Annotated in this window: 21 protein-coding genes; 6 read left to right on the forward strand and 15 right to left on the reverse strand. The window is 63.4% G+C overall.

The genetic code is table 11. From position 1 onward, the window contains the following. The first annotated feature begins 111 nt into the window (after positions 1–111). The 4 genes from YU3_RS39240 (at position 112) to YU3_RS0112590 (ending at position 2,338) form a co-directional block, all read left to right on the forward strand. Positions 112–276 (forward strand): DUF1328 domain-containing protein, encoded by a 165-nt coding sequence (locus YU3_RS39240; RefSeq protein ID WP_027166587.1) that lies wholly within the window; start codon positions 112–114, stop codon positions 274–276. Between the two features lie 173 nt (positions 277–449). Next, positions 450–1,481, forward strand: coding sequence for a PAS domain-containing sensor histidine kinase (locus YU3_RS0112580; protein ID WP_036258368.1), 1,032 nt, complete (start codon positions 450–452; stop codon positions 1,479–1,481). A 135-nt stretch (positions 1,482–1,616) separates the two neighbouring features. Further along, positions 1,617–1,787: a hypothetical protein gene (locus YU3_RS41225; protein WP_198021660.1), complete on the forward strand. Its 171-nt coding sequence runs from the start codon at positions 1,617–1,619 to the stop codon at positions 1,785–1,787. A 305-nt stretch (positions 1,788–2,092) separates the two neighbouring features. After that, positions 2,093–2,338, forward strand: a complete 246-nt coding sequence (locus YU3_RS0112590; protein WP_027166589.1) for a YMGG-like glycine zipper-containing protein — start codon at positions 2,093–2,095, stop codon at positions 2,336–2,338. Positions 2,339–2,420: 82 nt separating this feature from the next. Here the strand turns inward: YU3_RS0112590 and YU3_RS0112595 are convergent, their stop codons facing one another. The 4 genes from YU3_RS0112595 to xylF form a co-directional block, all read right to left on the reverse strand. Then, positions 2,421–4,046: a CHASE domain-containing protein gene (locus YU3_RS0112595; RefSeq protein ID WP_027166590.1), complete on the reverse strand. Its 1,626-nt coding sequence runs from the start codon at positions 4,044–4,046 to the stop codon at positions 2,421–2,423. Between the two features lie 233 nt (positions 4,047–4,279). Next, entirely contained in the window at positions 4,280–5,092 is an 813-nt protein-coding gene (locus tag YU3_RS0112600) for an ATP-binding cassette domain-containing protein (protein ID WP_027166591.1), read from the reverse strand. Between the two features lie 15 nt (positions 5,093–5,107). Further along, on the reverse strand, positions 5,108–6,424 hold the full coding sequence (locus tag YU3_RS0112605) for a sugar ABC transporter permease (RefSeq protein ID WP_027166592.1): 1,317 nt from the start codon (positions 6,422–6,424) through the stop codon (positions 5,108–5,110). Between the two features lie 143 nt (positions 6,425–6,567). Continuing rightward, complete coding sequence (gene xylF, locus YU3_RS0112610) at positions 6,568–7,608, reverse strand: D-xylose ABC transporter substrate-binding protein (protein ID WP_027166593.1); 1,041 nt, start codon at positions 7,606–7,608, stop codon at positions 6,568–6,570. Positions 7,609–7,876: 268 nt separating this feature from the next. Here xylF and YU3_RS0112615 point away from each other — a divergent pair, with 268 nt between their 5' ends. Continuing rightward, positions 7,877–9,118 carry an ROK family protein gene (locus tag YU3_RS0112615; RefSeq protein WP_027166594.1) on the forward strand — a complete coding sequence of 414 codons (1,242 nt, stop codon included), beginning with the start codon at positions 7,877–7,879 and terminating at the stop codon, positions 9,116–9,118. Between the two features lie 316 nt (positions 9,119–9,434). Here YU3_RS0112615 and phoB read toward each other — a convergent pair whose 3' ends face one another. The 8 genes from phoB to YU3_RS0112660 form a co-directional block, all read right to left on the reverse strand. Beyond that, positions 9,435–10,124 carry a phosphate regulon transcriptional regulator PhoB gene (phoB, locus tag YU3_RS0112620; protein WP_010911896.1) on the reverse strand — a complete coding sequence of 230 codons (690 nt, stop codon included), beginning with the start codon at positions 10,122–10,124 and terminating at the stop codon, positions 9,435–9,437. Positions 10,125–10,137: 13 nt separating this feature from the next. Beyond that, entirely contained in the window at positions 10,138–10,839 is a 702-nt protein-coding gene (phoU, locus tag YU3_RS0112625; RefSeq protein ID WP_027166595.1) for a phosphate signaling complex protein PhoU, read from the reverse strand. Positions 10,840–10,859: 20 nt separating this feature from the next. After that, the gene (gene pstB / locus YU3_RS0112630) at positions 10,860–11,663 is read right to left on the reverse strand and encodes a phosphate ABC transporter ATP-binding protein PstB (RefSeq protein WP_027166596.1); all 804 of its coding nucleotides are present in this window, start codon (positions 11,661–11,663) and stop codon (positions 10,860–10,862) included. Next, positions 11,660–12,511 (reverse strand): phosphate ABC transporter permease PstA, encoded by an 852-nt coding sequence (gene pstA, locus YU3_RS0112635; RefSeq protein WP_027166597.1) that lies wholly within the window; start codon positions 12,509–12,511, stop codon positions 11,660–11,662. The genes pstB and pstA overlap by 4 nt, the downstream gene beginning before the upstream one ends. 3 nt (positions 12,512–12,514) lie before the next feature. After that, complete coding sequence (pstC, locus tag YU3_RS0112640) at positions 12,515–13,501, reverse strand: phosphate ABC transporter permease subunit PstC (protein ID WP_027166598.1); 987 nt, start codon at positions 13,499–13,501, stop codon at positions 12,515–12,517. A 64-nt stretch (positions 13,502–13,565) separates the two neighbouring features. Then, positions 13,566–14,624, reverse strand: coding sequence for a phosphate ABC transporter substrate-binding protein PstS (pstS, locus tag YU3_RS0112645; protein WP_027166599.1), 1,059 nt, complete (start codon positions 14,622–14,624; stop codon positions 13,566–13,568). 492 nt (positions 14,625–15,116) lie between these two features. Continuing rightward, positions 15,117–18,479 (reverse strand): response regulator, encoded by a 3,363-nt coding sequence (locus tag YU3_RS36415; RefSeq protein WP_245273496.1) that lies wholly within the window; start codon positions 18,477–18,479, stop codon positions 15,117–15,119. 618 nt (positions 18,480–19,097) lie between these two features. Next, entirely contained in the window at positions 19,098–20,027 is a 930-nt protein-coding gene (locus YU3_RS0112660) for a DUF2865 domain-containing protein (RefSeq protein WP_027166601.1), read from the reverse strand. A 297-nt stretch (positions 20,028–20,324) separates the two neighbouring features. On the opposite strand from YU3_RS0112660, the gene YU3_RS0112665 reads away from it, so the two are divergent. Continuing rightward, the gene (locus YU3_RS0112665; RefSeq protein ID WP_027166602.1) at positions 20,325–20,546 is read left to right on the forward strand and encodes a hypothetical protein; all 222 of its coding nucleotides are present in this window, start codon (positions 20,325–20,327) and stop codon (positions 20,544–20,546) included. 42 nt (positions 20,547–20,588) lie between these two features. On the opposite strand, the gene YU3_RS0112670 is transcribed toward YU3_RS0112665, so the two are convergent. From YU3_RS0112670 to YU3_RS0112680, 3 genes are all read right to left on the reverse strand, one after another. Then, positions 20,589–20,966, reverse strand: coding sequence for a hypothetical protein (locus tag YU3_RS0112670; protein ID WP_051333941.1), 378 nt, complete (start codon positions 20,964–20,966; stop codon positions 20,589–20,591). 274 nt (positions 20,967–21,240) lie between these two features. Next, positions 21,241–22,080, reverse strand: a complete 840-nt coding sequence (locus YU3_RS0112675) for a glutathione S-transferase family protein (RefSeq protein WP_027166604.1) — start codon at positions 22,078–22,080, stop codon at positions 21,241–21,243. 22 nt (positions 22,081–22,102) lie between these two features. Next, complete coding sequence (locus YU3_RS0112680; RefSeq protein ID WP_027166605.1) at positions 22,103–22,684, reverse strand: VOC family protein; 582 nt, start codon at positions 22,682–22,684, stop codon at positions 22,103–22,105. Positions 22,685–23,078: the final 394 nt, after the last annotated feature.

Here is a 23,078-nt window from a genome sequence, read left to right on the forward strand (position 1 = left end):
TGTCTGTTTGCGGCCTGAAAAGCCCTTTCAAGGGGATCGTCTTTTTCAGCAAATGGTGGAACAAACGACACCGAGCCACGTTCTTTTCCCGACATAAGAAGGAGACGCATCATGCTGTACTGGGCGCTCGTGTTCCTCGTAGTTGCGATTATCGCCGGCGCGCTTGGGTTCGGCGGCATCGCCGGTACATCGGCAGGCATTGCGCAGATCCTGTTCTTCATCTTCCTCGCCTTCCTGGTGATCTCGCTCATCGCAGGCCTCATCAGGAGAGCCTGACCGCAACACTGGAAGCCGCACCCCTCAAACGGTTTCCAGCCACCGCCGGACGGCGCCTCGAAAGAGCACCGTCCGGCGGACCGTTTTTGGAGAGCCCGCAATTTCTGGGCCTCGATGCCGTGCGGAACCAGTTGCGGATTGAGCCGTTCAAGGACCGAGCGCGGGATGTTCCAATGTCTTCCGAGGATCCCACGAAGGACAGGGTTGAAAAACAGGACGGCGAAGTGATCGCGATCCATCCAGCCGAAAGCGGGATGCAGCTGGGGCGCGCATTGCTCCATGCCCTGCACAATGCGGGAATTTCGGTTCTCTACCAGGATCGGCAGATGAAGACGGTCTGGGCGCGCAACATGAGCGCGCCATGGGCGTCCGAGACCGCCGATGGTAAGGATTTGCTTTCGCCGGCGCAGGCCGAACGCATAAGAGCCGCCAAACTCAAGGTCATCGAATCCGGTAAGGCGGACCAGTTTGAGCTCGGCATTCCGGGAAGCCAGGGCGTCCGCTGGTTCCAGCTTTGGATCGACGCCGACCGCGGCGACGGCAACGAAGTTCTCGGCGTCGTCACCACCATGGTGGAGACGACGGAGCAGAAACGCCGTGAGCAGACGCTGAAGACATTGCTGCGCGAAGTCAGCCATCGATCGAAGAATCTCCTGGCCATCATCCAGAGCATCGCCACCCAGACCGGGCGCTATTCAGAGACGCTTGGTGAGTTCCTGGCGCGGTTTCGCGGCCGGCTGCAGTCGCTCGCTTCCTCGCAGGACCTGGTCACATCCTCCAACTGGCGAGGAGCGGCACTGCAGGAACTCATATCCGGCCAGGTCGGCCGCTACAGCAGCGATCTGGCGCAAAGCCTGCGGTTCGCGGGCGAAAATCCTTATCTCAATCCCAACGCCGCCCTGCACATCGGCTTGGCGATGCACGAATTGGCCGTGAACTCCGTGAGCTACGGCGCGCTGTCGCGGCCGGACGGCCACGTCGAGGTGCGCGCCAGGCTCGAGGCTGAAGACGGAACCTCGCCCAACCTTTTGCTGACCTGGACGGAGGCGGTCGGCGACGCGCCGCGCAATGAGAAGCGCTTCGGCAGCGTCGCGCTGGAGCGCGTGGTGCCGATGTCGCTGAATGGCTCCGCGACGCTTGAAATCGGCAAGAATCGGATGGAATACCGCCTCACCGTCCCGCACGGAAATTTCGAGACGGATTGATTGCGCAGCCGTTTGGCGGCGCTTTGCCGGGCGAAGGCTTAACCGGCTGTTCACCATAAAGTCCGATCCTATGCTCCCGGCCAACGGATGCGCCGGAAACCCATCCGCGCCCGCCGCGCGACCTGGGAGATTGAAATGATGGCTGCCGACATGAACAGGCTGGAGCAGGCCGCCCGCGTCTCGATGAGCGGCTTCCAGGATGCCGAGCCGCCGCCGGCGCCGCGATCATCCGATCTTGCACTACGCCTCGGCGCGATCGCGCTTCTCGCCGCCGTTGCCCTGGCCGCGGCCTGGCAATTGTTCTGATCCCCTGCATGCGGCTTTTGCCCAAAGTGCACAGAAGAACGACATCAAAACGAGACTTGAAGCGCGCCGCACGAATCCATTTCGACGCGCTTCAGCTCCAACACCGGATCGCTTGGAACGTGCGGCCCGACGGCCCTCTGGTCGCATCCTTGGAGGTTTCGGGCATGCTTGCCGCGTCGAACGGCGAACGCCCCGAAAAAAGACTATCTTAAACAACAGTGAGATCGGGCAGGCAAAGCCCGCTTTTTCATGCTAAATGGCGGCTGGCGCTGCCAAAAGTGAGGACAAAAGTGAGGAGCAATTCTATGCGGAAGATGATCATTGCCATGGTTGCCGTGGTTGCTGTCAGCGGCTGCACCACGACCGAGCAGGACGTCGTCGGCGGCGGCCTGATCGGCGCCGGTGTGGGCGGCTTGGTCGGTGGCGGCAAGGGTGCGCTGATCGGCGCGGCTGTTGGCGCCGGGTCGGGCTTGCTGGTCCGCAACCTGCGCAACGGCTACTGCCAGTATCGCGATCATCGCGGCCGGATCTATACGGCTCGCTGCAACTAATAGCGGAAAAGAACCGGAGGCCGGCTGCCGGCCTCCGGTTCAAACCGCTGGTTCGCCCGCCACCAGGGGACATTTCGGCCGCTCACGCGGTCAGCGGGATTTTGATTTCCACCGTTAATCCGTCTGCGTGGTAGTTGCGCGCGATCGTGCCGCGCAACTCGCGTGTGACGTTGAGATCTATCAGCTTGGTGCCGAAGCCGGTCTTTTCCGGCGCTTCCAGGTTCTTCTGACCCGCTTCGCGCCAGTTCAGGACCAGTTCCCGCTCGTGGCCGCGCCCGTTGACGCTCCAATCGACCTTGAGGGCGCCGACTGAGTTGCCGGCTTCGCCATATTTCAGCGCATTGGTGGCGAGTTCGTGGAAGGTCAGCCCGAGGGCCTGCGTCGTCGTCTCGTCGAGCAGCACTTGCGGCCCGGACAGCACGCCGTCGGGGAGGTCCTTGCCGAACACCTGCCCGAGCTCGATGCGCAGGAGGTCACCGAGATCCGCCTTCTGCCAGCGCGAGCGCGTCAGCATGTCCTGCGATGCGGCCATGGCTTGGAGGCGTGCCGAAAACGATGCCGAAAACTCCTTGACGTCGGTGGCTTGCGAGGCCGTCTGCCGCGCGATCGCCAGCACGCGGGTGATCGAATTCTTGATGCGGTGCTTCATTTCCTGCAGGATCAGGTCCTTTTCCAGCAGGCTCTTTTCCGTCGCCTCGTGCAGCGCCGATTTCGCGTCATAGGCACGCTCCTGATAGCGCGCCACCAAGGCGATAGCCCCGGCAAGCAGCAGGCCGAACAGCCCGAGCATCACTGGAATGGCGCGAGAGGACGGTAGCTCGAAGGCGCTTGTCGGCCTGAACAGCATGGTCCAGGGCCGGCCCGCGACGACAATATCGCGACGCGCCAAAAGCTTCGCGCCGATACGCTCCGCCGGCGGCGCTTCCGAACGGAAAAGCAGTTTGCCGGCCTCCGGCTTGCCGTCATAGACCTCGACATTGACCGGCAGCAGCGGAGCCTTGCTGAGCGCCACCTGGAACAGATCGCGCGCGCGGAAGGCGGCGTAGAGAAAGCCGGCGGTCGAGGAACGGCTGGCATTGATGACATCCGGGGCCGTCTCCACGTTCAGCCGCACGAACACCAGGAATCCGGGGAAGGTCTGCGCCGCGCCGGTGGCCTGGCCGAGTTGGATAAGGCCGCTGGCATGCTGCTGGTCGTCGGCCATGGCCTTCTCGATCGCCAGCCGCCGCGCGGGGTCGCTGAACATATCAAAACCGATGGCCGACTGACTGGATTTATCGAGCGGCTCGAAAAGCACTATGGGCGTGCGCCACTCTTGCTGCGTGGTGGCCGGGTAGATCGGATGCGTCGAACCGTAGTCGTGCAGGATGTCGCGCTCGACCGCAGGCTCGTCGCCGGTCTTGGCGAGTCTGAGAAAGCCGATGCCGCGCAGGCCGGCGAAGTTCTCGTCGATGTTCAGCGCGGTGAAGAAGGCATTGAATTCGCCGCGCTTGATGTCGCCATTGCGCGCATCGAACAGGGCCTGCGTCGAGCGCAGCAGCGACAGATGCAGGTCGATGCGGCTTTCGATGCGGCTGAGCGCATCGTCGGCGGTGCCTTCGAACTTAATGCGTGCCGCCTCCTGGGTCGCGAAATAGGCGAACCCCGCCATCGTCAGGCTGATCAGCGCGACGGCAATGAATGCGACGATCGGAAAGAGCTTCTTCAACGCAGGGTGCGGCCCATGGATGGTTGACCGCCTTTATGGGCAAGTCTGCGTTCCAAGACAATGGCAACGCCAAATCTCGCGCCGGCCGTCAAATTAGCCAATCATGAATTAGCCAGCTAAATTACGGCCTTAATGCATGTCGCCCTGAAGTGTGCAGCGGTTCTGGGACAACGACATGCATCAAGACAATGACCTAAAGCGCGTCGCCTGAATCCGTTTCAGCGCGACGCGCTTTAGGCCGCGATTTTCAGCGCTCCGGGACCCGGAATGGCGCCCGGTGGGCACTTGCCCAAGATGATCATGCCGAGCACCTCGTCCTGGGTGACATCGGTCGTGCGCGCCGTACCGACCACTTGGCCGTTCTTCATCACGCAGACCCGGTCGGCAAGCTCGAACACGTCATGGATGTCGTGGCTGATCAGGAAGATGCCGATGCCGTCGGCCTTGAGCTGCTTGACCAGTTCGCCGACCTGGGCCGTCTCCTGCGGACCGAGCGCCGCCGTCGGCTCGTCCATGATCAGGATGCGGGCGTTGAACAGGATGGCGCGGGCGATCGCCACCGACTGCCGCTGTCCGCCCGACAGCTTGATGACCGGCTCCTTGAAGCGCTGGAAGCGCGGATTGAGCCGGCCCATCACCTTGCGCGCCTCGGCCTCCATGGCGACGTCGTCGAGCGTGCCCCAGCCCGTCATCAGCTCGCGGCCGAGGAAGAGATTGGCCGCGGCATCGACATTGTCGGCCAGCGCCAGCGTCTGGTAGATCGTCTCGACGCCGTATTTCTTGGCATCGCGCGGATTGGAGATCGAAGCCTCCTCCCCGTTGATGAATATCTGTCCGCTGTCGCGCTTGTAGGCGCCGGACAGGATCTTGATCAGCGTCGACTTGCCGGCGCCGTTGTGGCCGAGCAGCGCCATCACTTCTCCGGGAAAAAGATCGACCGACGCGTCGTCGACGGCCCGGATGCCGCCGAAGGCGATCGAAACGTTGCGCATATCGACCAGCGGAGCGCCGGCAGGAACAGGTGCGGGAGCGGTGTTGTCAGCCATGATGGTTCTCCTTCCCTAGACCCGCTTGCGGTAGACGGTATCGAGCCAGACCGCGACGACGAGCACGGCGCCGACGACGATGCTCTGCAGCGGTGAGTCGATGCCGAGCAGCACCATGCCGGACTGCAACGACTGCATCAGCAGCGCGCCGAGCATGGCGCCGAGCACCGTTCCGGAGCCGCCGGCAAGCGAGGTGCCGCCGATAACGGCGGCGGCAATCACCAAAAGCTCGTCCAGGGTGCCCAGCGCATTGGTCGACGCGTTAAGGCGGGCCGACGAGATCGCCGCGCTGATCGCGGCCAGCACACCCATGATCATGAACACCTTCGTAGTCACCCAGCGCGTGTTGATGCCGGCAAGATTGGCAGCCTCCGGATTGCCGCCGATGGCAAAGACGTAGCGGCCGAAACGGGTGCGCTTGGTGATGAACGTCATGACGATGCCGACTGCGACTGCCATCAGCACCGGTATGGCAATGCCGTGGGCGATGAACAGTCCATTTTCGGGAATGGCGATGCCGTTCTGCTGTGCGTATTGGCGCACGATGCCGATTGGCCACGGATAGGAATTGGCGATCCACACCGCGCAAAGGATGGCAGCGCAGGCAACGACGCCGAGAAAGGTTTCCGCCCAGACGGGACGCAGCGGAAAGTTGAACCGTTTGCGCTGCGATCGACCATTGAGCAGCGCGAAAGCGACAGCCGCGCAAGCAACTACGCCGATGATCCAGCTGGCGGTCGCGCCGATCGAGCCCCTCGGTCCGCCCCCCATCAGCTGGAATGTAGCGTCGAGCGGCGCGACCGTGCGCCCGTTGGTGATGAGCCATGCCATGCCGCGCCAGACCAGCAGGCCGCCCAATGTCACGATGAAGGCCGGCACGTCGAGGTAGGCGATGATGAAGCCCTGGAATGCACCGATCAGGAGACCGAGCACCACGCCGGCGGCCAGCGCAATGATCCAGAGCCAGGGATTTCCAAGCTGGAAGCCGATGACGCGAATGAGGAATTCGGCTTGCGCCACGCCCATGATCATGCCGATCACACCTTCGACGGAACCAACCGAAAGGTCGATGTTACGCATGACAATGACCAGCACCATGCCGGTCGCCATGATCGCGACCGAGGAAGTCTGCACCGACAGGTTCCAGAGATTGCGCGGCGTCAGGAAAAGTCCGCCCGACAGGATGTGAATGCCGATCCAGATGACCAGCAGCGCGCCGATCATGCCGAGCATGCGGGTGTCGAGCTCGGTTGCCTTCAGGAACCGGGCGACAGCGCCAAGCTCCGACGCGCGCGCGGTGTCGGCCGGTGCATTTGAGGTCGTGTCGGTCATGAAATCCTCCCGCCGGGCTGCCGTCTGACGCGGATGCCGGAATGCAGCCTAGAAGTTAGCCGCCCGGGGCGGAAACACAAATCTTCTTGAAAAAACGCCGCGGCCTGACAGCCGCGGCGCTTCATTGTCTGACGTCTTCGAGATCAGTTGCAGACCGCGACGCTGCCGGCGGCAACGCCCGCGCAGACTTCGTCCTTCTTGATCCAGCCGGCGTCGATGACGACGTTGAGATTGTCCTTGGTGATCGCGATCGGCGTCAGGAACAGCGACTTGACGGTGTTACCGCCGGGTGTCGTGAAATCCTTGGCGCCGGCGATGTCACCCATCTTCTTGCCTTCGGCCAACTGCGAGGCGATCTCGGCGGCGTTCTTGCCGAGCTCGCGCGCGTCCTTCCACACCGACACGGTCTGCGTGCCGAGCGCGATGCGGTTGAGCGCCGCATGGTCGCCATCCTGGCCGGAGACCGGAACGGTGCCGGCAAGACCTTGCGCCGTCAGCGCCGCGACGACGCCGCCGGCTGTGCCGTCATTGGCCGCCACGACCGCATCGACCTTGTTGTCGTTGGCGGTCAGGAACTGCTCCATGTTCTTCTGCGCGTTGGCGGGCAGCCAGCCGTCGGTATAGGCCTCGCCGACATTCTTGATCTTGCCGCTGTCGATCGCCTCCTTGAGCACTTCCATCGAGCCCGAGAACAGGAAGTCGGCATTCGGATCGGCGCCCGAGCCCTTGATGAAGACGTAGTTGCCTTCCGGCTTGGCCTTGAACACTCCGCGGGCCTGCATGCGGCCGACTTCCTTGTTGTCGAAGGTCAGGTAGAACACGTCCTTGTTCTCGATCAGGCGGTCGTAGCCGACGACCGGGATGCCTTCGTCGAGCGCCTTCTGCACTGCCGGGCCGATGGCCGAGGCGTCCTGCGCCAGGATGATCAGCGCGTTCGCGCCTTGCGAGATCAGGCTTTCGACGTCGGTCAGCTGCTTGCCCGGATTGGACTGCGCGTCGGCCGAGATATACTTGTCGCCGGCGGCTTCGATGGCGGCCTTCATCGCTGCTTCGTCGGTCTTCCAGCGCTCTTCCTGGAAATTCGACCACGAGACGCCGATCACCTTGTCCTTCGCCTCGGCGACCGACGCCAGCGTCAGCGACATGGCGACACCCGCCAGAATGGCGGCTGCGAATTTCTTCATGATATCCTCCCTGCGCCCAGTGCGGCGCGACCCAAACTGGCCCGAAGGCCGGTACAGAGGCTTTTTTTCGAGCCTCAAAAAAATAGTGATCCAGCAAAACGATGCTGTCAACTGCGATTCTGATGGCTTTTGAGGGGTCTCGGCATTTTTTTCGACGTCCGCAATAAATAATGACATGCGCTTTGGCTTCTGCCACTATCCCTGGCGTGTCAGCGACAGGCCAGGGCATCATCACCGGGCCGCGATGACCGGGAGGACGTGCGAGACGATGTCGGTCGGAATCCGCCACGACGATTTGCGCCGGCGCAATCGCGCCATGGTGATTTCGGCCGTGCGCCGCGCCGGCCAGCCATCGCGGACGGAGATTGCCGCGACCACCGGGCTCAGCCACTCGACCATTTCGGCGATTTCCGCCGATCTGATCCAGGAGGGGATTCTCACCGAGAGCAAGGCCAACGAGCCGACGGCGTTGAAACGCGGCCGGCCGCAGATCGGCCTGGCGCTGAACCCTGAAGCCGCCGCGGTGCTGACCGTGGTGCTGTCGCTGAACTTCCTGTCAGTCGCCGTGATCGATTATGCCGGCCAGGTGATCGCCGAGGAGCAGCAGCGCCTGGACACGCTTGTCATGCCGCGCGACGAGCTGATCGGCGAATGCATGGCAATCGTCCGGCGCCGGCTGCAGGATCCCGACCTCGACGTGGGCAGCGTCGCCCGCATCGCCATGGGCATTCAGGGCATCACCGATTCCCAGGCGCGCGCCATGCTGTGGTCGCCGATCACGCCGCTGACCGACATTCCTTTCGCCGACATGCTCGAAACGGAATTCGGCATTCCCGCCACCATGGAGAACGACTGCAACATGATGGCGGTGGCGCTGCAATGGCGCGACCCGGACCGCTATCGCGACAATTTCATCGCCATCCTGCTCTCGCACGGCATCGGCATGGGCCTGGTGCTGAAGGGCGAGCTGTTCACGGGCACGCATTCTTCCGGAGGCGAGTTCGGCCACATGATCCACCGCCCGGGCGGGGCGCTCTGCCGCTGCGGCCGGCGCGGCTGCGTCGAGGCCTATGCCGGCAACTACGCCATCTGGCGCAGCGCCAAGAAGATGAGCGAGGACGCCGAGCCGGTCGACGTCGGCGACGCCGACATGCGGGCGCTTGCCGTAAAGGCGCGCGAGACGGACGGTCCTGAGCGCGAGGCCTATCGCCGCGCGGGCGAGGCGCTGGGCTTCGGCCTTGGCAGCCTGTTCGCGCTGATCGACCCGGCGCCTGTCGCCATGGTCGGCGTCAGCGCGGCGGCTTTCGACCTGATCGAGCCGGCGCTGCGCGAGGCGATCGCCCAGACCGCCGGCGGCCAGCACTCGAAATCGATTTCCTTCGACACCGAGCCGAACGAATTGCCGTTGATCCGCGAGGGCTGCGCCATGCGCGCGCTGACCTTCGTCGACCAGGAGATTTTCGCGCCGGGCGTGCAGGCAAGGGCGAGTGCGGGGAAGAACGTGGCCTGATCAGCCTGGAAGTGATCGTTGGGTTCCGTGTCCCGCCAAGCGCCGGAAATTAGCGAAGACCCCGCGGCTTCGTCATTCCAGAGCGAAGCTCCGTCGCGAAGACCCTGGAATCCATGCCGTTACCTCGATCGTAGGATGCAGCGGAGCAGAATTCTGCACCGACGCGGCGCGTCGAAGTCACGGAATGGATCCTCGGGTCTGCGCTGCGTCGCTACGCTCCTCGCTTCGCCCGTGGATAACGAAGCGGGAACGTCTCGGCTAATCACCAAAGCAGATGTTGAAGTTCCAAGCCCGCCAGAGCTTCAGCACCTTGCACCTAATCTTCCCTGATCGCGTATCCCGCCCCGCGGATGGTGCGGATGACGTCGGGCATGCGGCCGTTATTGACCGCCTTGCGCAGGCGGCCGACATGGACGTCCACGGTGCGCTCGTCGATATAGATCGTCTCGCCCCAGACATTGTCGAGCAGTTGGCTGCGCGAGAACACTCGGCCGGGGTGACGCATCATGAATTCGAGCAGGCGGAACTCGGTCGGGCCGAGCCTGATCTCGCTCTTCTTGCGGTAGACGCGATGCGATTCCCGGTCGAGCACGATGTCGCCGACCTTGAGCACGCTGGACAGCACCTCCGGCTTGGCGCGGCGCAGCAGCGCCTTGACGCGCGCCATGAACTCCGGCGTCGAGAACGGCTTGACCAGATAGTCGTCGGCGCCGGTGGACAAACCTCGAACCCGATCGCTTTCCTCACCTCGCGCGGTCAGCATGATGATCGGCAGCCGCTCGGTCTCGGGCCGCATCCTGAGGCGCCGGCAAAGCTCGATGCCGGAAACGGCCGGCACCATCCAGTCGAGCACGAGCAGGTCGGGAACGTTTTCCTGAAGGCGGATTTCGGCCTCGTCGCCGCGGGTCACCACTTCGACCTGGTAACCCTCGGATTCGAGGTTGTAGCGGAGCAGCACCCCCAGCGGCTCCTCGTCCTCCACCACCATGATGCGTGGCGCGATCATTGCCAGTTACCCTTCAGGCCGCCGGCGCCGACATCTCGTCCTGCTTCGGACGATTCGCAGGCAATTGCGTGCCGGTCAGCACATAGTAGGCGTTCTCGGCGATGTTGGTCACATGATCGCCGATGCGCTCGAGATTCTTGGCGCAGAACAGAAGATGCGTGCAAGCGGTGATGTTGCGCGGGTCTTCCATCATGTAGGTCAGGAGCTCGCGGAAGACGGACGTGTATTTGACGTCGATGCGTTCGTCGTCGTTGCGAAGCTTGGCCAGCGCCGTGGCGTCGCCCACCGTGTATTCCTGAATGACGGCCTGGACCTGGATCAGCACCAGCTGCGCCATGGAATCGATCGAATGCGTGAGATCGCGCGGCGCGGCGCTGACGCCCACCGAACCGACGCGCTTGGCGATGTTCTTGGCAAGATCGCCGATGCGTTCGAGGTCGCCCGCCATGCGGATCGAGCCGACCACGTGGCGAAGATCGTCCGCCATCGGCTGCCGCTTGGCGATCAGCGTGATGGCGCGGTCGTCAAGCTCGCGCTGGCGCGCGTCCATGATGGCGTCGTCGGAGACGACGCGCTGCGCCAGCGCGTTGTCGGTCTCGAGCAGGGCCCTGGCCGATGCGCCGACCATGGAGGCTGCAAGGTCGCCCATGTCGTTTATGAGCCGGCTGATCTGCCTCAGATCCTCGTCGAAGGAAGCGACGGTATGTTCGGCCATGATGATGTCCTCGTATGAACTCAGCCGAAGCGGCCGGTGATGTAGTCCTGCGTGCGCTTCTCGCGGGGCGAGGTGAAGATCTTCTCGGTCCGGTCGAACTCCACCAGCTCGCCGAGATACATGAACGCCGTCTGCCGCGACACACGCGCCGCCTGCTGCATGTTGTGGGTGACGATGACGATCGTGTAGTCGGCCTGCAACTCGTCGATCAGTTCCTCGATCTTGGCGGTCGACAGCGGATCGAGCGCCGAGGCCGGCTCGTCGAGCAGGATGACCTCGGGCTTCACCGCCACGGTGCGGGCGATGCACAGACGCTGCTGCTGACCGCCGGAGAGGCTGAGGCCGCTGGCGTTCAGCTTGTCCTTGACTTCGTTCCACAGTGCCGCGCGCTTCAGCGCCTGCTCGACGCGGCTGTCCATCTCCGCCTTGCTGATCTTCTCATAGAGCCTGACGCCGAAGGCGATGTTCTCGTAGATCGACATCGGGAACGGCGTCGGTTTCTGGAACACCATGCCGATCTTGGTGCGCAGCAGGTTGAGGTCCTGCGAGCGGTCGAGGATGTTCTTGCCGTCGAGCAGTACTTGGCCCTCGGCGCTCTGCTTCGGGTAGAGTTCGTAGATGCGGTTGAGCACGCGCAGCAGCGTCGACTTCCCGCAGCCCGACGGCCCGATGAAGGCGGTCACGCTGCGCTCGGGCAGGGACAGGTTGATGTCCTTCAGCGCCTTCGACTGACCATAGTAGAAGTTGAGGTTCTTGACCTCGATCTTGGCCTTCTCGACGGTCGTGTCGGGTGCGTTCAGGTCGGTGGACAACATCGGTTTCATCTGTCCTCTCTGCGTCCGGTCAGGCTGCGGGCGATGACGCTCAGGCCGAGAACCGTCATGGTGATTATGAGTGCGCCCGTCCAGGCCAGCTGCTGCCATTCCTCGTAAGGGCTGAGAGCGAACTGGAAGATGGTCACCGGCAGGCTGGCCATCGGGGCATTGAGATTGCTCGACCAGAATTGGTTGTTGAGCGCGGTGAAGAGAAGCGGCGCCGTCTCGCCGGAAATGCGGGCGATCGCCAAAAGGATACCGGTGACGATGCCGGACAGGGCCGCGCGATAGGCGACGGAGCGGATCACCACCCAGCGCGGCGCGCCGATGGCGGCGCCCGCTTCGCGCAGTGCGTTGGGTACAAGGTTGAGCATGTCCTCGGTGGTGCGCACCACGACTGGGATCACCAGGATGGACAGCGCGACGGCGCCGGCAATCGCCGAAAAGTGCCCCATCGGCCGCACCAACAGCTCATAGACGAACAGGCCGATGATGATGGAGGGGGCCGACAACAGGATGTCGTTGATGAAGCGCACCACCGTGGTGAGCTTCGAGAAGCGACCATACTCGGCCATGTAGGTGCCGGCCAGCACGCCGATCGGCGTGCCGACGACGATGCCGATGATGGTCATCACGATGCTGCCGTAGATGGCGTTGAGCAGGCCGCCGGCATCGCCGGGCGGCGGTGTCATTTGCGTGAACACCGACAGCGACAACCCCGAGAGTCCTTTGTAGAGCAGGGCGCCGAGGATCAGCGCCAGCCAGGCGAGGCCGATGCCGGCGGCGATGACGCAAAGCGTCATCATCACGCCGTTCTTTCGCTTGCGGCTGTTGTGGAGTGCAAGGGATGTCGACATCGGTCAGGCTCCCGTGCGGGCGTCGATGCGCATCAGCATGTAGCGCGCGATGGCAAGGATGATGAAGGTGATGATGAAGAGGATCAGACCAAGCGACACCAGCGAGGATGTGTAGAGGTCGCCGTCGGCCTCGGTGAATTCATTGGCGATCGTTGCCGAGATCGTCGTGCCCGGCGCGAACAGCGAGGCGCTGATGCGGTGCGCGTTGCCGATGACGAAGGTGACGGCCATCGTCTCGCCGAGCGCGCGGCCGAGGCCGAGCATGACGCCGCCCATGATGCCGATGCGGGTATAGGGGATCGTCACGCGCCGGGTCACTTCCCAGGTCGTGCAGCCGATGCCATATGCCGATTCCTTCAGCACCGCCGGCACGGTGTCGAACACGTCCTTGGTGATCGAGGTGATGAACGGCAGCACCATGATGGCGAGGATCAGCGACGAGGTCAGCAGGCCGATGCCGTAGGGCGGGCCGGCAAACAGGTTGTTGAGGCCGGGGATGCCTTTGAAGAGCCAGATGACGAAGGGCTGGATCGTCGTCTGCAGGAACGGCGCGAAGACGAACAGGCCCCAGATGCCGTAGATGATCGAGGGAATGCCGGCCAGCAGCTCGACGGCGATGCCGATCGGACGCCGGAGCGGACGCGGGCAAAGCTCGGTCAGGAAGATGGCGATGCCGATGCCGATCGGCACGGCGATGATGATGGCGATGGCCGAGGTGACGACAGTGCCGTAGATGGGCGCCAAAGCGCCGAAATTCTCGGTGACCGGGTTCCAGGATTCGGTGGTCAGGAAGGAGAAGCCGAACTTCGACAGCGCCTCCCACGAGCCGGCGAACAGCGAGATGGCGACACCGCCGAGAATAACCAGAACGAGGATGGCGGAAAGGCGCGTGGCCGTCCGGAAGATCGTGTCTGTGAGGGCGAAGCGGCGCACTGTCGCTTCCCTGCTCCGCATGGCTGACGATGTCACGGCTTCGGAAACGGCACTCATCTGGCCCCTCGCATTTCGAAACAGACAAGAGGGCGCCGGGAGGCGCCCCCTTATTCCGTGGAAATTACATGCCGGAGTAGAGCGGCTTGCCGCTCGCATCGACGATGTCCTTGCCCCACATTTCCTCGACGCTCTTCACGACCGCGTCGGGCATCGGTACGTAGTCCAGGCCAGCGGCCTGCTCGTCGCCCTTGGCGTAGGACCAGGCGAAGAACTTGAGCGCTTCGGTCGTGGCCGCCGCGTCGTCGGGCTTCTTGTAGACAAGTATCCAGGTAGCCGCCGTCATCGGCCACGATTCGGCGCCCGGCTGGTTGGCAAGGATCACGCCGTAGCCCGGCTGCGAGTTCCAGTCGGCATTGGCCGCCGCAGCCGAAAACGCTGCCGCCGTAGGCTCGACCTTCTTGCCGTCCTTGTTCACCAGATCGGTGTAGGTCAGCTTGTTTTGCTTGGCATAGGCATACTCGACATACCCGATCGCACCGCCGGTCTGGGCGACGTTGTTGGCAACGCCCTCATTGCCCTTGGCGCCAATGCCGACGGGCCATTCCACTGCCTTGTCGACGCCGACCTTCGACTTCCAGTCCCCGCTGACGTCGCCGAGATAGTATGTGAAGTTGAACGTGGTGCCCGAACCGTCCGAACGGTGAACGACCGCGATCGCCTGGTCGGGCAGCTTGGCGTCGGGGTTGAGCTTCTTGATCGCCTCGTCGTTCCAGTTGGTGATCTTGCCGAGGAAAATATCGGCCAGCGTCGGGCCGTCGAGTACCAGTTCGCCCGGCTTGATGCCTTCGAGGTTGACGACCGGGACGATGCCGCCCATCACCATCGGGAACTGCGCGAGTCCGGTGGAGTCGAGCTCTTCGCCCTTGAGCGGCGCGTCGGAAGCGCCGAAGGTCACCGTCTTGGCCTTGATCTGCTTGATGCCGCCGCCGGAGCCGATCGACTGATAGTTGAGACCGATGCCGGTCTCCTTCTTGTAGGTGTCGGCCCATTTCGCGTAGATCGGATAGGGGAAGGTGGCGCCGGCGCCGGAAATGTCGGCTGCCATCGCGGCGGAGATGCTAAGGGTGGATGCCGCAGCCATTGCAATCGCAACGGCCGCCGAGCGGATGAAATGTCTCATGTGGCCTGCTCCTGTTCGGAAGATGGTCTTTCGGCACCCGTTGTATCGGCGCCCGGTCAGCGCAATAGCCCTCGATTATTACAGTCGCATGACAGTTTCATGTCAGCCCGGTAACGGCTGAACGGGGGCGCTTGGAGGGGTCAGCGGCGGCCTCGGTGGACCGGCCGCGGTTTGCCGCGGGAATCAGCGACTTGTCTGGCTTTTGAAACAAAAAATATCCCGGCGGCCGGATCACGGCCGCCGGGAAATAAAAACCGGACGAGAGCGCGTTGCCTGAATGCCAGAGCGGATCATGGCCTAGCTCATCGCCGAAAACAGGGTCCGTTGGGGTAGAGTCGACACTGTTTCTTGTTGGCGGTCGCCGCTCCCGCCCGTAACCGAGGGGCAGAATCGATGCCTGATTGTCAGAGCTTGGCGTTTGCTTTGGTATGGTGCGATCGCACCATACGCATGCGTAAGCGTCCCATCCGTCGGTCCGCGATTTTGGCGCGGCTACCCGGCGTTGCGGCGGGTCTCGGCGTCCGTGCCCAGCCAGCGTTCGAGCTTTTCGAGCAGCGCGCGCGGACTGATCGGTTTCGGCAGGTAATCGTCCATGCCGGCCTCCAGGCAGCGTTCGCGGTCGCCCTTCAGCGCATGCGCGGTGACGCCGACGATCGGCACATGCGTGCCCATGTCCTCCTCGAGCCGGCGAATGGCGCCGGTCGCCTCCAGCCCGTTCATTTCCGGCATCGACACGTCCATCAGGATCATGCGCGGATTGAGCCTGCCGAAGGCATCGAGCGCCTTGCGGCCGTTGCCGACGATCTCGAAGCGATAGCTGGTTTCGCCAAGGATCTGGGTGAACACCATCTGGTTCACCTCATTGTCCTCGGCGACGAGGATGTCGAGCCCGCGCTCGGCATCGGCAGGGCGTGGGCGCGCGCGCACGGACGGTGGCTGCAGCATGGCGCGGTCGGACGCCGCCGTCTGCGCCGTCACGGCTTGCTGCGTGCCGGTGCCGACGGCCGGTTGCGGGTGCGCGGCGGTGCTGCTGTGGCGATGGCGCTGGATGGTCGCTACGAGCGTTTCCAGCAGGATCGAGGAGCGCGCCGGTTTGATCAGCTGCGCATCGATGCCGAGGTCACGATAGGCGGTGTTGGCAAGCGACTGGTCGACCGAGGTCAGCATGATGATCGGCGTGTGCGCCAGACCCGCCGTGTTGCGCACGATGCGCGCCATCTCGGCGCCGGTCATGCCGGGCATCTGATAGTCGAGCACGACGCAATCGACCGGCACGCCATAGGCGGCGGCGGCAATCAGCACCTTCAACCCTTCGGCGCCGCTTGCGGCCGCGCAGGAATCGAACGTCCACGACGCCATCTGCTCGCTCAGGATCGAGCGGTTGACGGCATTGTCGTCGACGATGAGCACGCGCGCGCCGGTGACGTCGACCGGTGTGATGCGCTGCCCGCCCTGCTCGGCCCTGGGCAGCGTGACGCTGAACCAGAATGTCGAACCCTTGCCCTCGGCGCTGTCGACGCCGATCTCGCCGCCCATCATTTCGACCAGCCGCGAGGTGATGGCAAGGCCAAGCCCGGTGCCCTCGTGCCGCCTGGTCGAGGAGGTGTCGACCTGGCTGAATTTCTCGAACACCAGCTTCAGCTTGTCTTCCGGGATGCCGATGCCGGTGTCGGTGACGGAGATGGTGAGCCTCGTTCCCGCCGGAACCCGCTCGCCCGTCACGTCGACCAGCACATGGCCCTCGTCGGTGAACTTCACCGCGTTGCCGAGCAGGTTGGTGACGATCTGCCTGACGCGGCCGACATCGCCGACGAACTGCCCGTCGAGCCCCGGCTGGACGCGGACGATGAGCTCGAGGTCCTTTTCCTTGGCGCGTGTCGACACCAGCGTCGCCACATCCTCAATCGCCTCGGCGAGATTGAACGGCGCCGGGTCGAGCACCAGCTGGCCGGCATCGATCTTGGAGAAGTCGAGGATGTCGTTGATGATGGTGAGCAGCGCGTTGCCGGATTTGACGATGATGTCGGTGAAGGTCTTCTGCTTCGGATCGAGCTCCGACTTTGCCAGCAGCTCCGCCATTCCAAGGACCCCGTTCATCGGCGTACGGATCTCGTGGCTCATATTGGCGAGGAATTCCGACTTGGCCCGGTCGGCGAGCACAGCGCGCCGGCGCGCCTCGCTGAGTTCGGCCTCGCGCTGCTTGAGCTCGGTGATGTCGGTGGTGGAGCCGATGAGATAGAGCGAGCCGTCCGAGGCGATCATCGCGCCCTTGCGCGCGAACTGGTGCCTGACGCTGCCGTCCGGCATCGTCACCGTCTCTTCGATCTCCTGCGTCTCGCCGGTGCGCAGCACGGCAAGGTCGCTGGCGACGAAGGCTTCGCCGTCCGGGCCGAAAATCTCGACGTCGGTCTTGCCGACCGCTTCTTCCTTGCTGAAGCCGGTGAGATCGCACCAGCCCTTGTTGACGTAGAATTGCCTGAGGTCCGAACGCTTGGCGTAGATCGACACCGGCACATTGTCGATGAGGCTGCGGAACACCTCGTTCTCGCTCATGCTTTGCCGGAGCGCCTGCTCGCGCGCCTTGACGTCGGTGATGTCGGTGCTGGAGCCGACCAGATGCACCGAGCCGTCGGTCGCAACCAGCCGGCTCTTGCGCGTCATCAGCTGCCGCACCGTGCCGTCGCGATGGGTGACGGCTTCCTCGACCTCGCGTCCCGCGCCGGTCGTCACGACTTCAGTGTCGTCGCCGCTGAAGCCGTCAGCTTCTTGCGTGGCGAAAAGCACCCGGTCCGTCTTCCCGATCACCTCTTCCTTGGGCAGGCCGGTCAGCGCGCACCAGGCCTTGTTGACGAATTCTATGCGGAGATCGTCGGCCTTGATGAAAGCGGCCACAGGCAGCTCGTCCATCACGTGCCGGTAGAGGTCGATCTGGCGCATGGAGTCGCGCAGCGCCTTCTCGCGGACCTTGATGTCGGTGATATCGACGCGCACGCCGATGAACGTGCCATCGTCGGTGCGCATGTCATAGACCTGGTACCAGCGCCCGTCGGAGTTGAGGCGTTCGTAGGAAGAGTTCGGCAAACGGTACCGTCTGAGCATGGCGTCAAGCCAGCGCTCGGTGTCGACGCCATGAAGGCTGTCGACCTCGGCGTCGCCGCTCGAGCGGAAATAGCCGACGGAATGGCCGAGCGCCAACGCCTCGCGGAACGTGCGGCCCGGCTGCCAGGCCGGCTTCAGTGCGGGCAGCGTATCCTGCAGCTTGCGGTTGGCGAAGACGAAGCGGTCGTCGCGGTCGTAGATGATGACGCCGGCCGGCAGCGACTCCAGCACGGTGGCAAGGTTCCTGCGCGCATCCTCGGCTTCGGTCTCGCGCTGTTTCATGTCGGTGATGTCGACATAGGAGATCAGCCGTTTGCCGCCGGGAAGCGGCGCCAGCGAGGCGATCAGCGTGCGGCCGTCATTGCGCGGCAACTGCCTGGAGCCTGCGGCGCCGGACCGGATCTCGGCCTCGCGTTCCGCCATGTGACCCTGCCAGACGGTGTCATCGGCACCATAGGGATCGGCGTCGCGGCTGGCTTCCATGAGGTCGCGAAAACGGCTGCCGGCCGGAGCGCGCCGCGGATCGATCTTCCAGAAGTCGTAGAATGCCCGGTTGATCACCTCGGCCCGCAATTCCGCGTCGAGAACAATGACGCCGATCGGCATCGAATCGACCATCAGGCTGAGATTGGCGAGCGCCTCCGAAGCCCCGGCCACATGCTGGCCCTCCCCGGGGGAGACCCCGTTGCCGCGCATATCCGCCTTGTCGAAATCGCGCGCGCTGTCCGACCCGACAGTCCCGTCCATATCCGCCATTGCCACCCCCAGGGCCGAACCGCGCCGGTTCGCCGGCGAAAATGTGCCCGACAAGCATTAACGATCCGCTAACCATGATGATTTGCAACCAGGCAAAGCGGGTTTGGTTGAGAGGAGGCGGATTCTCAAATGCGGCTGTGGTAATCCGCCGGTTGGCGAACAAGGCAATGACGGATTATAAGATGCCTGAGGTGTTGCTAATGTTTGGTCGAATCGCGGCTTTCGTCCTGTGCCCGGCGCTGCTTGCAGCGGGCGGTTGCGCGCGCAGCGACGACGGCACGGTGATCGTTCCAAGCCGGATGGACGTCCGGCGTGTCTGGGATAGGGCGCCGCCGGGAACGACGGCGTCGAGGCAGATCGCGTCGGACCTGTTTCCTCTGCCGCCGAGCGCGCCGGCAAGCCCCGCTGTCCGGCGCTATTCCAGGCCCGCTTCGACGACACCATCCCTTGGCCAGGATCTGCCCGATACGTCTTCCAGCGGGCAGAGCCCCCTCACATGCAGGAACGTCGGCGAAACCGGGAAGCGCTATCGCGTCGTCTGCGAATGATCTCGCGTCGCCCCTCTGGCAGTGCCGGAGGGACGCGCTCGTTTGAAAGCAGTGGCCGCACCTGGCCTGGTTAATTCGCGGGGAAAAAGGTAGGCCCAACCACACGCACCGGCTTTGCGCTTACCGCGACGGCGGCTTCGGACTGCGCTGTCGCACGGGCCTCGCTCGCTCCGCCACCATCTGCGCCGCTCGAAGGAATGGCCGAGACCGCGCCGAGGTCGGGCCTTGTTGTCGGCAGGGGGATGATGGCGTTTTCCATATTGCGCGGCGTCACCGTGCGGGCCCTGAGCTCGGCCACGCGCTGGGAATAGCGCTTGAGGTCGCAGGCCTTGAACGCGGCGGCATCGCGATAGCGGAAGGCGGTTGGGAGCTCGGTATAGGGCTTGCGCGTATCGACGGCGACCATCTGATCGGTCTCGAGGCTCGGGTCGCTGAGCGTGTAGAGATCAACGCCGGGATCGTCGCAGATGTAGCGGCACTGATCGGCCGTATCCTTGAGGTCGCCGGACTGCGCGAATTGCGAGTTCGGCGCAGGGAAGAAATAACCGTCCGAAAGACGAACGCAAAACAGCATCGCGTTCCCGCCATAGGCCGGACCGGAAGCTTCGGTCTGGGGCGTCTGTTGCGTCTTCTGCCGCTTGGCTGCCGCCTGACAGCCTAGGGCGACGTATCTCGCCTGCACCCCCGAGGAATCGCGGCCGGAGTTGCCGATGCTGGCAATCTGGCGCAGCACTTCGGCGCGGTTGCGGGCAAGATCCGCGCAGGCATTGAAGAAACCGCCGACGACGCTGCTGGCGGTGCAGCGGCGCTGCCTCTCCACCCCCTGGATCGCGGCAAGCTGGCGCCGCAGTTGCGCGAGCTCTGGGCTCGCCGCGCCACGACCGCCGAACTGCATCTGACTTCTCAACGCCGAGCAAGGATCGGCGTAAGAAACCTGCGTCAGCGTCAAAGTCACCATGGTCACCAGAAGGGTGATCTTAAGAAGCTGTAAAGCCGTCATCGGGCGCCATCCCTGCTCGGAACACGCGATTGACTTAATCAACGCCGGCTAATTGAGTTAGTACTCATGAACCGGAAGATTACCTGCAAACTCTCCTATATGATTTAAGTGTTACTCTCAATCTGGTGAAACGAATATTACCCTTTCATCTCAAGATTGAGACAGTAGTCGAAAAACCATTTTCAGGGCCGCCTTGACCCAGCCCGCGGCGCGATCACGGATTGCTGATGAAACCTTTGGCCGGTGATGGACGTTGTTGGCGATGATGTGTTCCGCGCAGTGCAGAGGAGACTGAAGATGTCCATTCACTTCACCGTCTCTGGCCTGACCAGGAACCTGATCCATTCACTCGGGCTGGATCACGAACGGGCACCGAGGCATTTGACAGCTGAGCAAAATCTGTTGCTGGAATGCTATCTGGCCGGACAAATTCCGGAATCGGCCTGGAGCGACTATGTCTTTGAGATGCCGGAGCTGGAAAAGCACGCAACCGCCCGGCGCCGGCGCAATGCGGCGTAGTGCGATCCGCGTCGCCCTGAATCCGTTTCAGCGCGACGCTCTTTATTTCTGAATTGGCTTTGCGTTGTCTTTTGGCGAATTGAACTGAAGCGTAAAGACCTTTCCCGGCATTCCTTGCGCGAGCGTCGGCGAGAAACTGAGCGGCAGGCAATTGCGCAAGGCGGCCGTCGCCGCGTCGACAAAGACCTGACGCGCCTTGTCATCGCCGCCGACCTTGATGGCCGTTGGTTTGGGCGGGCCGATCAGCGTGCCGTCGCGCTTGAAGCTGAAGCTGAGCGTGACCGAGGCGTTCCCGGAATCGGCGGGTGGGGTCCAGCAAGCCTGCAGGGCGGCGCCAACCTCGTCCATGCTGTTGAGCTGTGCCGCGCCGACAGGAGAAGATGCTAAAAGCAAGGCAGCCGCGATCACCGAAAATCTCATTGCCTTCGTCATCGCGATCCTCGTCGCGTTCATGCACTCCCCTAAGAGACAATGGTAGGACTGCTTTCGAGGATGACAATAGGAATTCGCCGGGGTCGGCGCCGGCGGAATCATACTGTCGTGATTGCCGCGCGATGGCTCAATAAAGCAAAAGGCCGGCACGGAGCCGACCTTTCCCTTGCCTCGTCATGGCGCCAGTACATCCGTGGTCGCGGCGAGGACTGTGACCAGTAGACAGGCCTTGGGTTAACGAAACCTTAACCCCGAAGAACTGCTACGCCCTGGCCTGCGATTTCACATGCGCGATGTAGCCGCGCACGTCGCCGGCCGGTTCCGCATAGGCTTTGCCGAGCTTCTTCTCCAGCGCCGCCATGTACTCCTTCGCCCAGCTGGGCAGCGCGTAGTCGACGACCGCCAGGAACTCGAGCGTTGCCGCCAGCCTTATATCGGCGATCGACGGGTTGTTGCCGCCGATGAACGGTTTGCCGTCGCGGAAGAAAGAGTGGAACACCTCGAGCGGCTCGGCGATCGCGGCCATCGCCGCCTTCTGCGCTTCCGATTTCTTCTCCGGGTGGGCATCGCTGTGGCCGACCTCGCCCGCATATTGCGGGAAGCCGAGCGCCGGATAGGTGGCTCTGGCGACATAGGGATAAAGCGTGCCGACGAGGTAGAACATGGCGCTGTCCACCATGGCCCGCTTGGCTGGCGCCTTCGGATAGAACTTCTCCAGCCCATGCTTGTTGGCGAGATACTGCATGATGGCGCAGCTTTCCCACAGCACGCCGCGCGGCAGGCCCTTGTCCTCGATCATCGGTGTCAGATGCGCCGGATTGCGCGCCATGAACTCAGGCGAGCGCGTATGGCCCCAGGCATCGGTCTCCGCGGGATCGAGCCCGGCCGCGCGCGCGAACACCCGCACCGTCATGTTGTTGACGCTTGGCCTCAGCATGCTGAGCTTTACGCCAGGCTTCTTGGCCGGCTTTGCTTTGGCCTTGGGTGCGGCTTTCGCCGTCACTTTGGGTGCGGCTTTCGCCTTCGCGGCCGCTTTCGCCACGGGCTTTGCCGCGGCCTTGGCCGCGGGTTTCTTCATGCTCTTCGTTGCTGTCTTTGCCATCTTGGTCCTCCCTCCGACCTGGTTAGTATGGATTTTTTGCCGCCCTGTTTTCCGACAGGGTTCCGCGCGACCGCTCCACCAGCGCCTGGATGGCGTCGGCAAGGTGCGCCTCGGCGATATTGTAGTCGCTACGCGCCACGCGGATCTTGTGCGCTTCCATCAGCACGTCGGCATGAGTGAAGCCGGCCGGCGGCTCGAAGCGGTAGGAAGCGAGCTCTATCAACAGTCCCAGCGGATCCTCGAAATAGATCGAGTCCATGAAGCCGCGATCCTTGACGCCGCTGTGCTTGATGCCGCGCTCGTCGAGCCGCGCGACCGCCTGCAGGAAGGTAACCCGCGACACCGAGAACGCGATGTGGTGGACGCAGCCGATATCGGTCGGTGTCCGCCGCTTGACCGGGCTCCGGCTTTCGTCGGTGAAGACCGTGATCAGCCGCCCGTCGCCCGGATCGAAATAGAGATGGCTTTCGCTCGCCTTGTCGAGATTGGGCTGCTCGAAGATGAAAGGCATGCCGAGCACGCCCTCCCAGAAGTCGATCGAGGTCTGGCGCCCGGCACCGACCAGCGTGATGTGATGAACGCCTTGCGACTGCAGCTTCCGCATCGGTCCCTCCCCGCCTGCATTGCGCCTTGCCGGCTGGCGAGTTTTCAGATGCCCAGCCGCCCTTGGACCGGCGCTTGGCACGCAACCGCCGCCCGCTTCACTTCCCTGCGCTCGGCATTCCGCGTCTTGTTGGTTTGCGGCCGAAGCGCTGATGAGGGGATGCTAATTCAATCCGCGATGTTACGCCAGAAGCGACGAGCCTCATCGGTGCACGACAGTGATCGGCTCTTGGCCGCGACAGATTGCAGGACCTTTTTCAAGCGGTGGCGGGCACGATCGCGATACGAAGCCGCCCTGATCGCTTCCTGGCCGAAGCCACGATTACGCGACGGCCTTGATCTCCGTTTCCCCAAGCATCCCCAGGCCGCCACAGTCGGCGCACGTCTGGGTCTTC

Origin of the sequence: Mesorhizobium sp. WSM3224, assembly GCF_000427725.1 — a bacterium.
Classification (GTDB): Bacteria; Pseudomonadota; Alphaproteobacteria; order Rhizobiales; family Rhizobiaceae; genus Mesorhizobium.

Excerpts from the sequence above, each read along its gene's own strand:
- YU3_RS39240 (WP_027166587.1), top strand. The coding sequence starts at position 112 with ATGCTGTACTGGGCGCTCGTGTTCCTCGTAGTTGCGATTATCGCCGGC.
- YU3_RS0112580 (WP_036258368.1), top strand. The coding sequence starts at position 450 with ATGTCTTCCGAGGATCCCACGAAGGACAGGGTTGAAAAACAGGACGGC.
- YU3_RS41225 (WP_198021660.1), top strand. The coding sequence starts at position 1,617 with ATGATGGCTGCCGACATGAACAGGCTGGAGCAGGCCGCCCGCGTCTCG.
- YU3_RS0112590 (WP_027166589.1), top strand. The coding sequence starts at position 2,093 with ATGCGGAAGATGATCATTGCCATGGTTGCCGTGGTTGCTGTCAGCGGC.
- YU3_RS0112600 (WP_027166591.1), bottom strand. The coding sequence starts at position 5,092 with ATGGCTGACAACACCGCTCCCGCACCTGTTCCTGCCGGCGCTCCGCTG.
- YU3_RS0112605 (WP_027166592.1), bottom strand. The coding sequence starts at position 6,424 with ATGACCGACACGACCTCAAATGCACCGGCCGACACCGCGCGCGCGTCG.
- xylF (WP_027166593.1), bottom strand. The coding sequence starts at position 7,608 with ATGAAGAAATTCGCAGCCGCCATTCTGGCGGGTGTCGCCATGTCGCTG.
- YU3_RS0112615 (WP_027166594.1), top strand. The coding sequence starts at position 7,877 with ATGTCGGTCGGAATCCGCCACGACGATTTGCGCCGGCGCAATCGCGCC.
- phoB (WP_010911896.1), bottom strand. The coding sequence starts at position 10,124 with ATGATCGCGCCACGCATCATGGTGGTGGAGGACGAGGAGCCGCTGGGG.
- phoU (WP_027166595.1), bottom strand. The coding sequence starts at position 10,839 with ATGGCCGAACATACCGTCGCTTCCTTCGACGAGGATCTGAGGCAGATC.
- pstB (WP_027166596.1), bottom strand. The coding sequence starts at position 11,663 with ATGAAACCGATGTTGTCCACCGACCTGAACGCACCCGACACGACCGTC.
- pstA (WP_027166597.1), bottom strand. The coding sequence starts at position 12,511 with ATGTCGACATCCCTTGCACTCCACAACAGCCGCAAGCGAAAGAACGGC.
- pstC (WP_027166598.1), bottom strand. The coding sequence starts at position 13,501 with ATGAGTGCCGTTTCCGAAGCCGTGACATCGTCAGCCATGCGGAGCAGG.
- pstS (WP_027166599.1), bottom strand. The coding sequence starts at position 14,624 with ATGAGACATTTCATCCGCTCGGCGGCCGTTGCGATTGCAATGGCTGCG.
- YU3_RS36415 (WP_245273496.1), bottom strand. The coding sequence starts at position 18,479 with ATGGCGGATATGGACGGGACTGTCGGGTCGGACAGCGCGCGCGATTTC.
- YU3_RS0112660 (WP_027166601.1), bottom strand. The coding sequence starts at position 20,027 with ATGACGGCTTTACAGCTTCTTAAGATCACCCTTCTGGTGACCATGGTG.
- YU3_RS0112665 (WP_027166602.1), top strand. The coding sequence starts at position 20,325 with ATGTCCATTCACTTCACCGTCTCTGGCCTGACCAGGAACCTGATCCAT.
- YU3_RS0112670 (WP_051333941.1), bottom strand. The coding sequence starts at position 20,966 with ATGAGATTTTCGGTGATCGCGGCTGCCTTGCTTTTAGCATCTTCTCCT.
- YU3_RS0112675 (WP_027166604.1), bottom strand. The coding sequence starts at position 22,080 with ATGGCAAAGACAGCAACGAAGAGCATGAAGAAACCCGCGGCCAAGGCC.
- YU3_RS0112680 (WP_027166605.1), bottom strand. The coding sequence starts at position 22,684 with ATGCGGAAGCTGCAGTCGCAAGGCGTTCATCACATCACGCTGGTCGGT.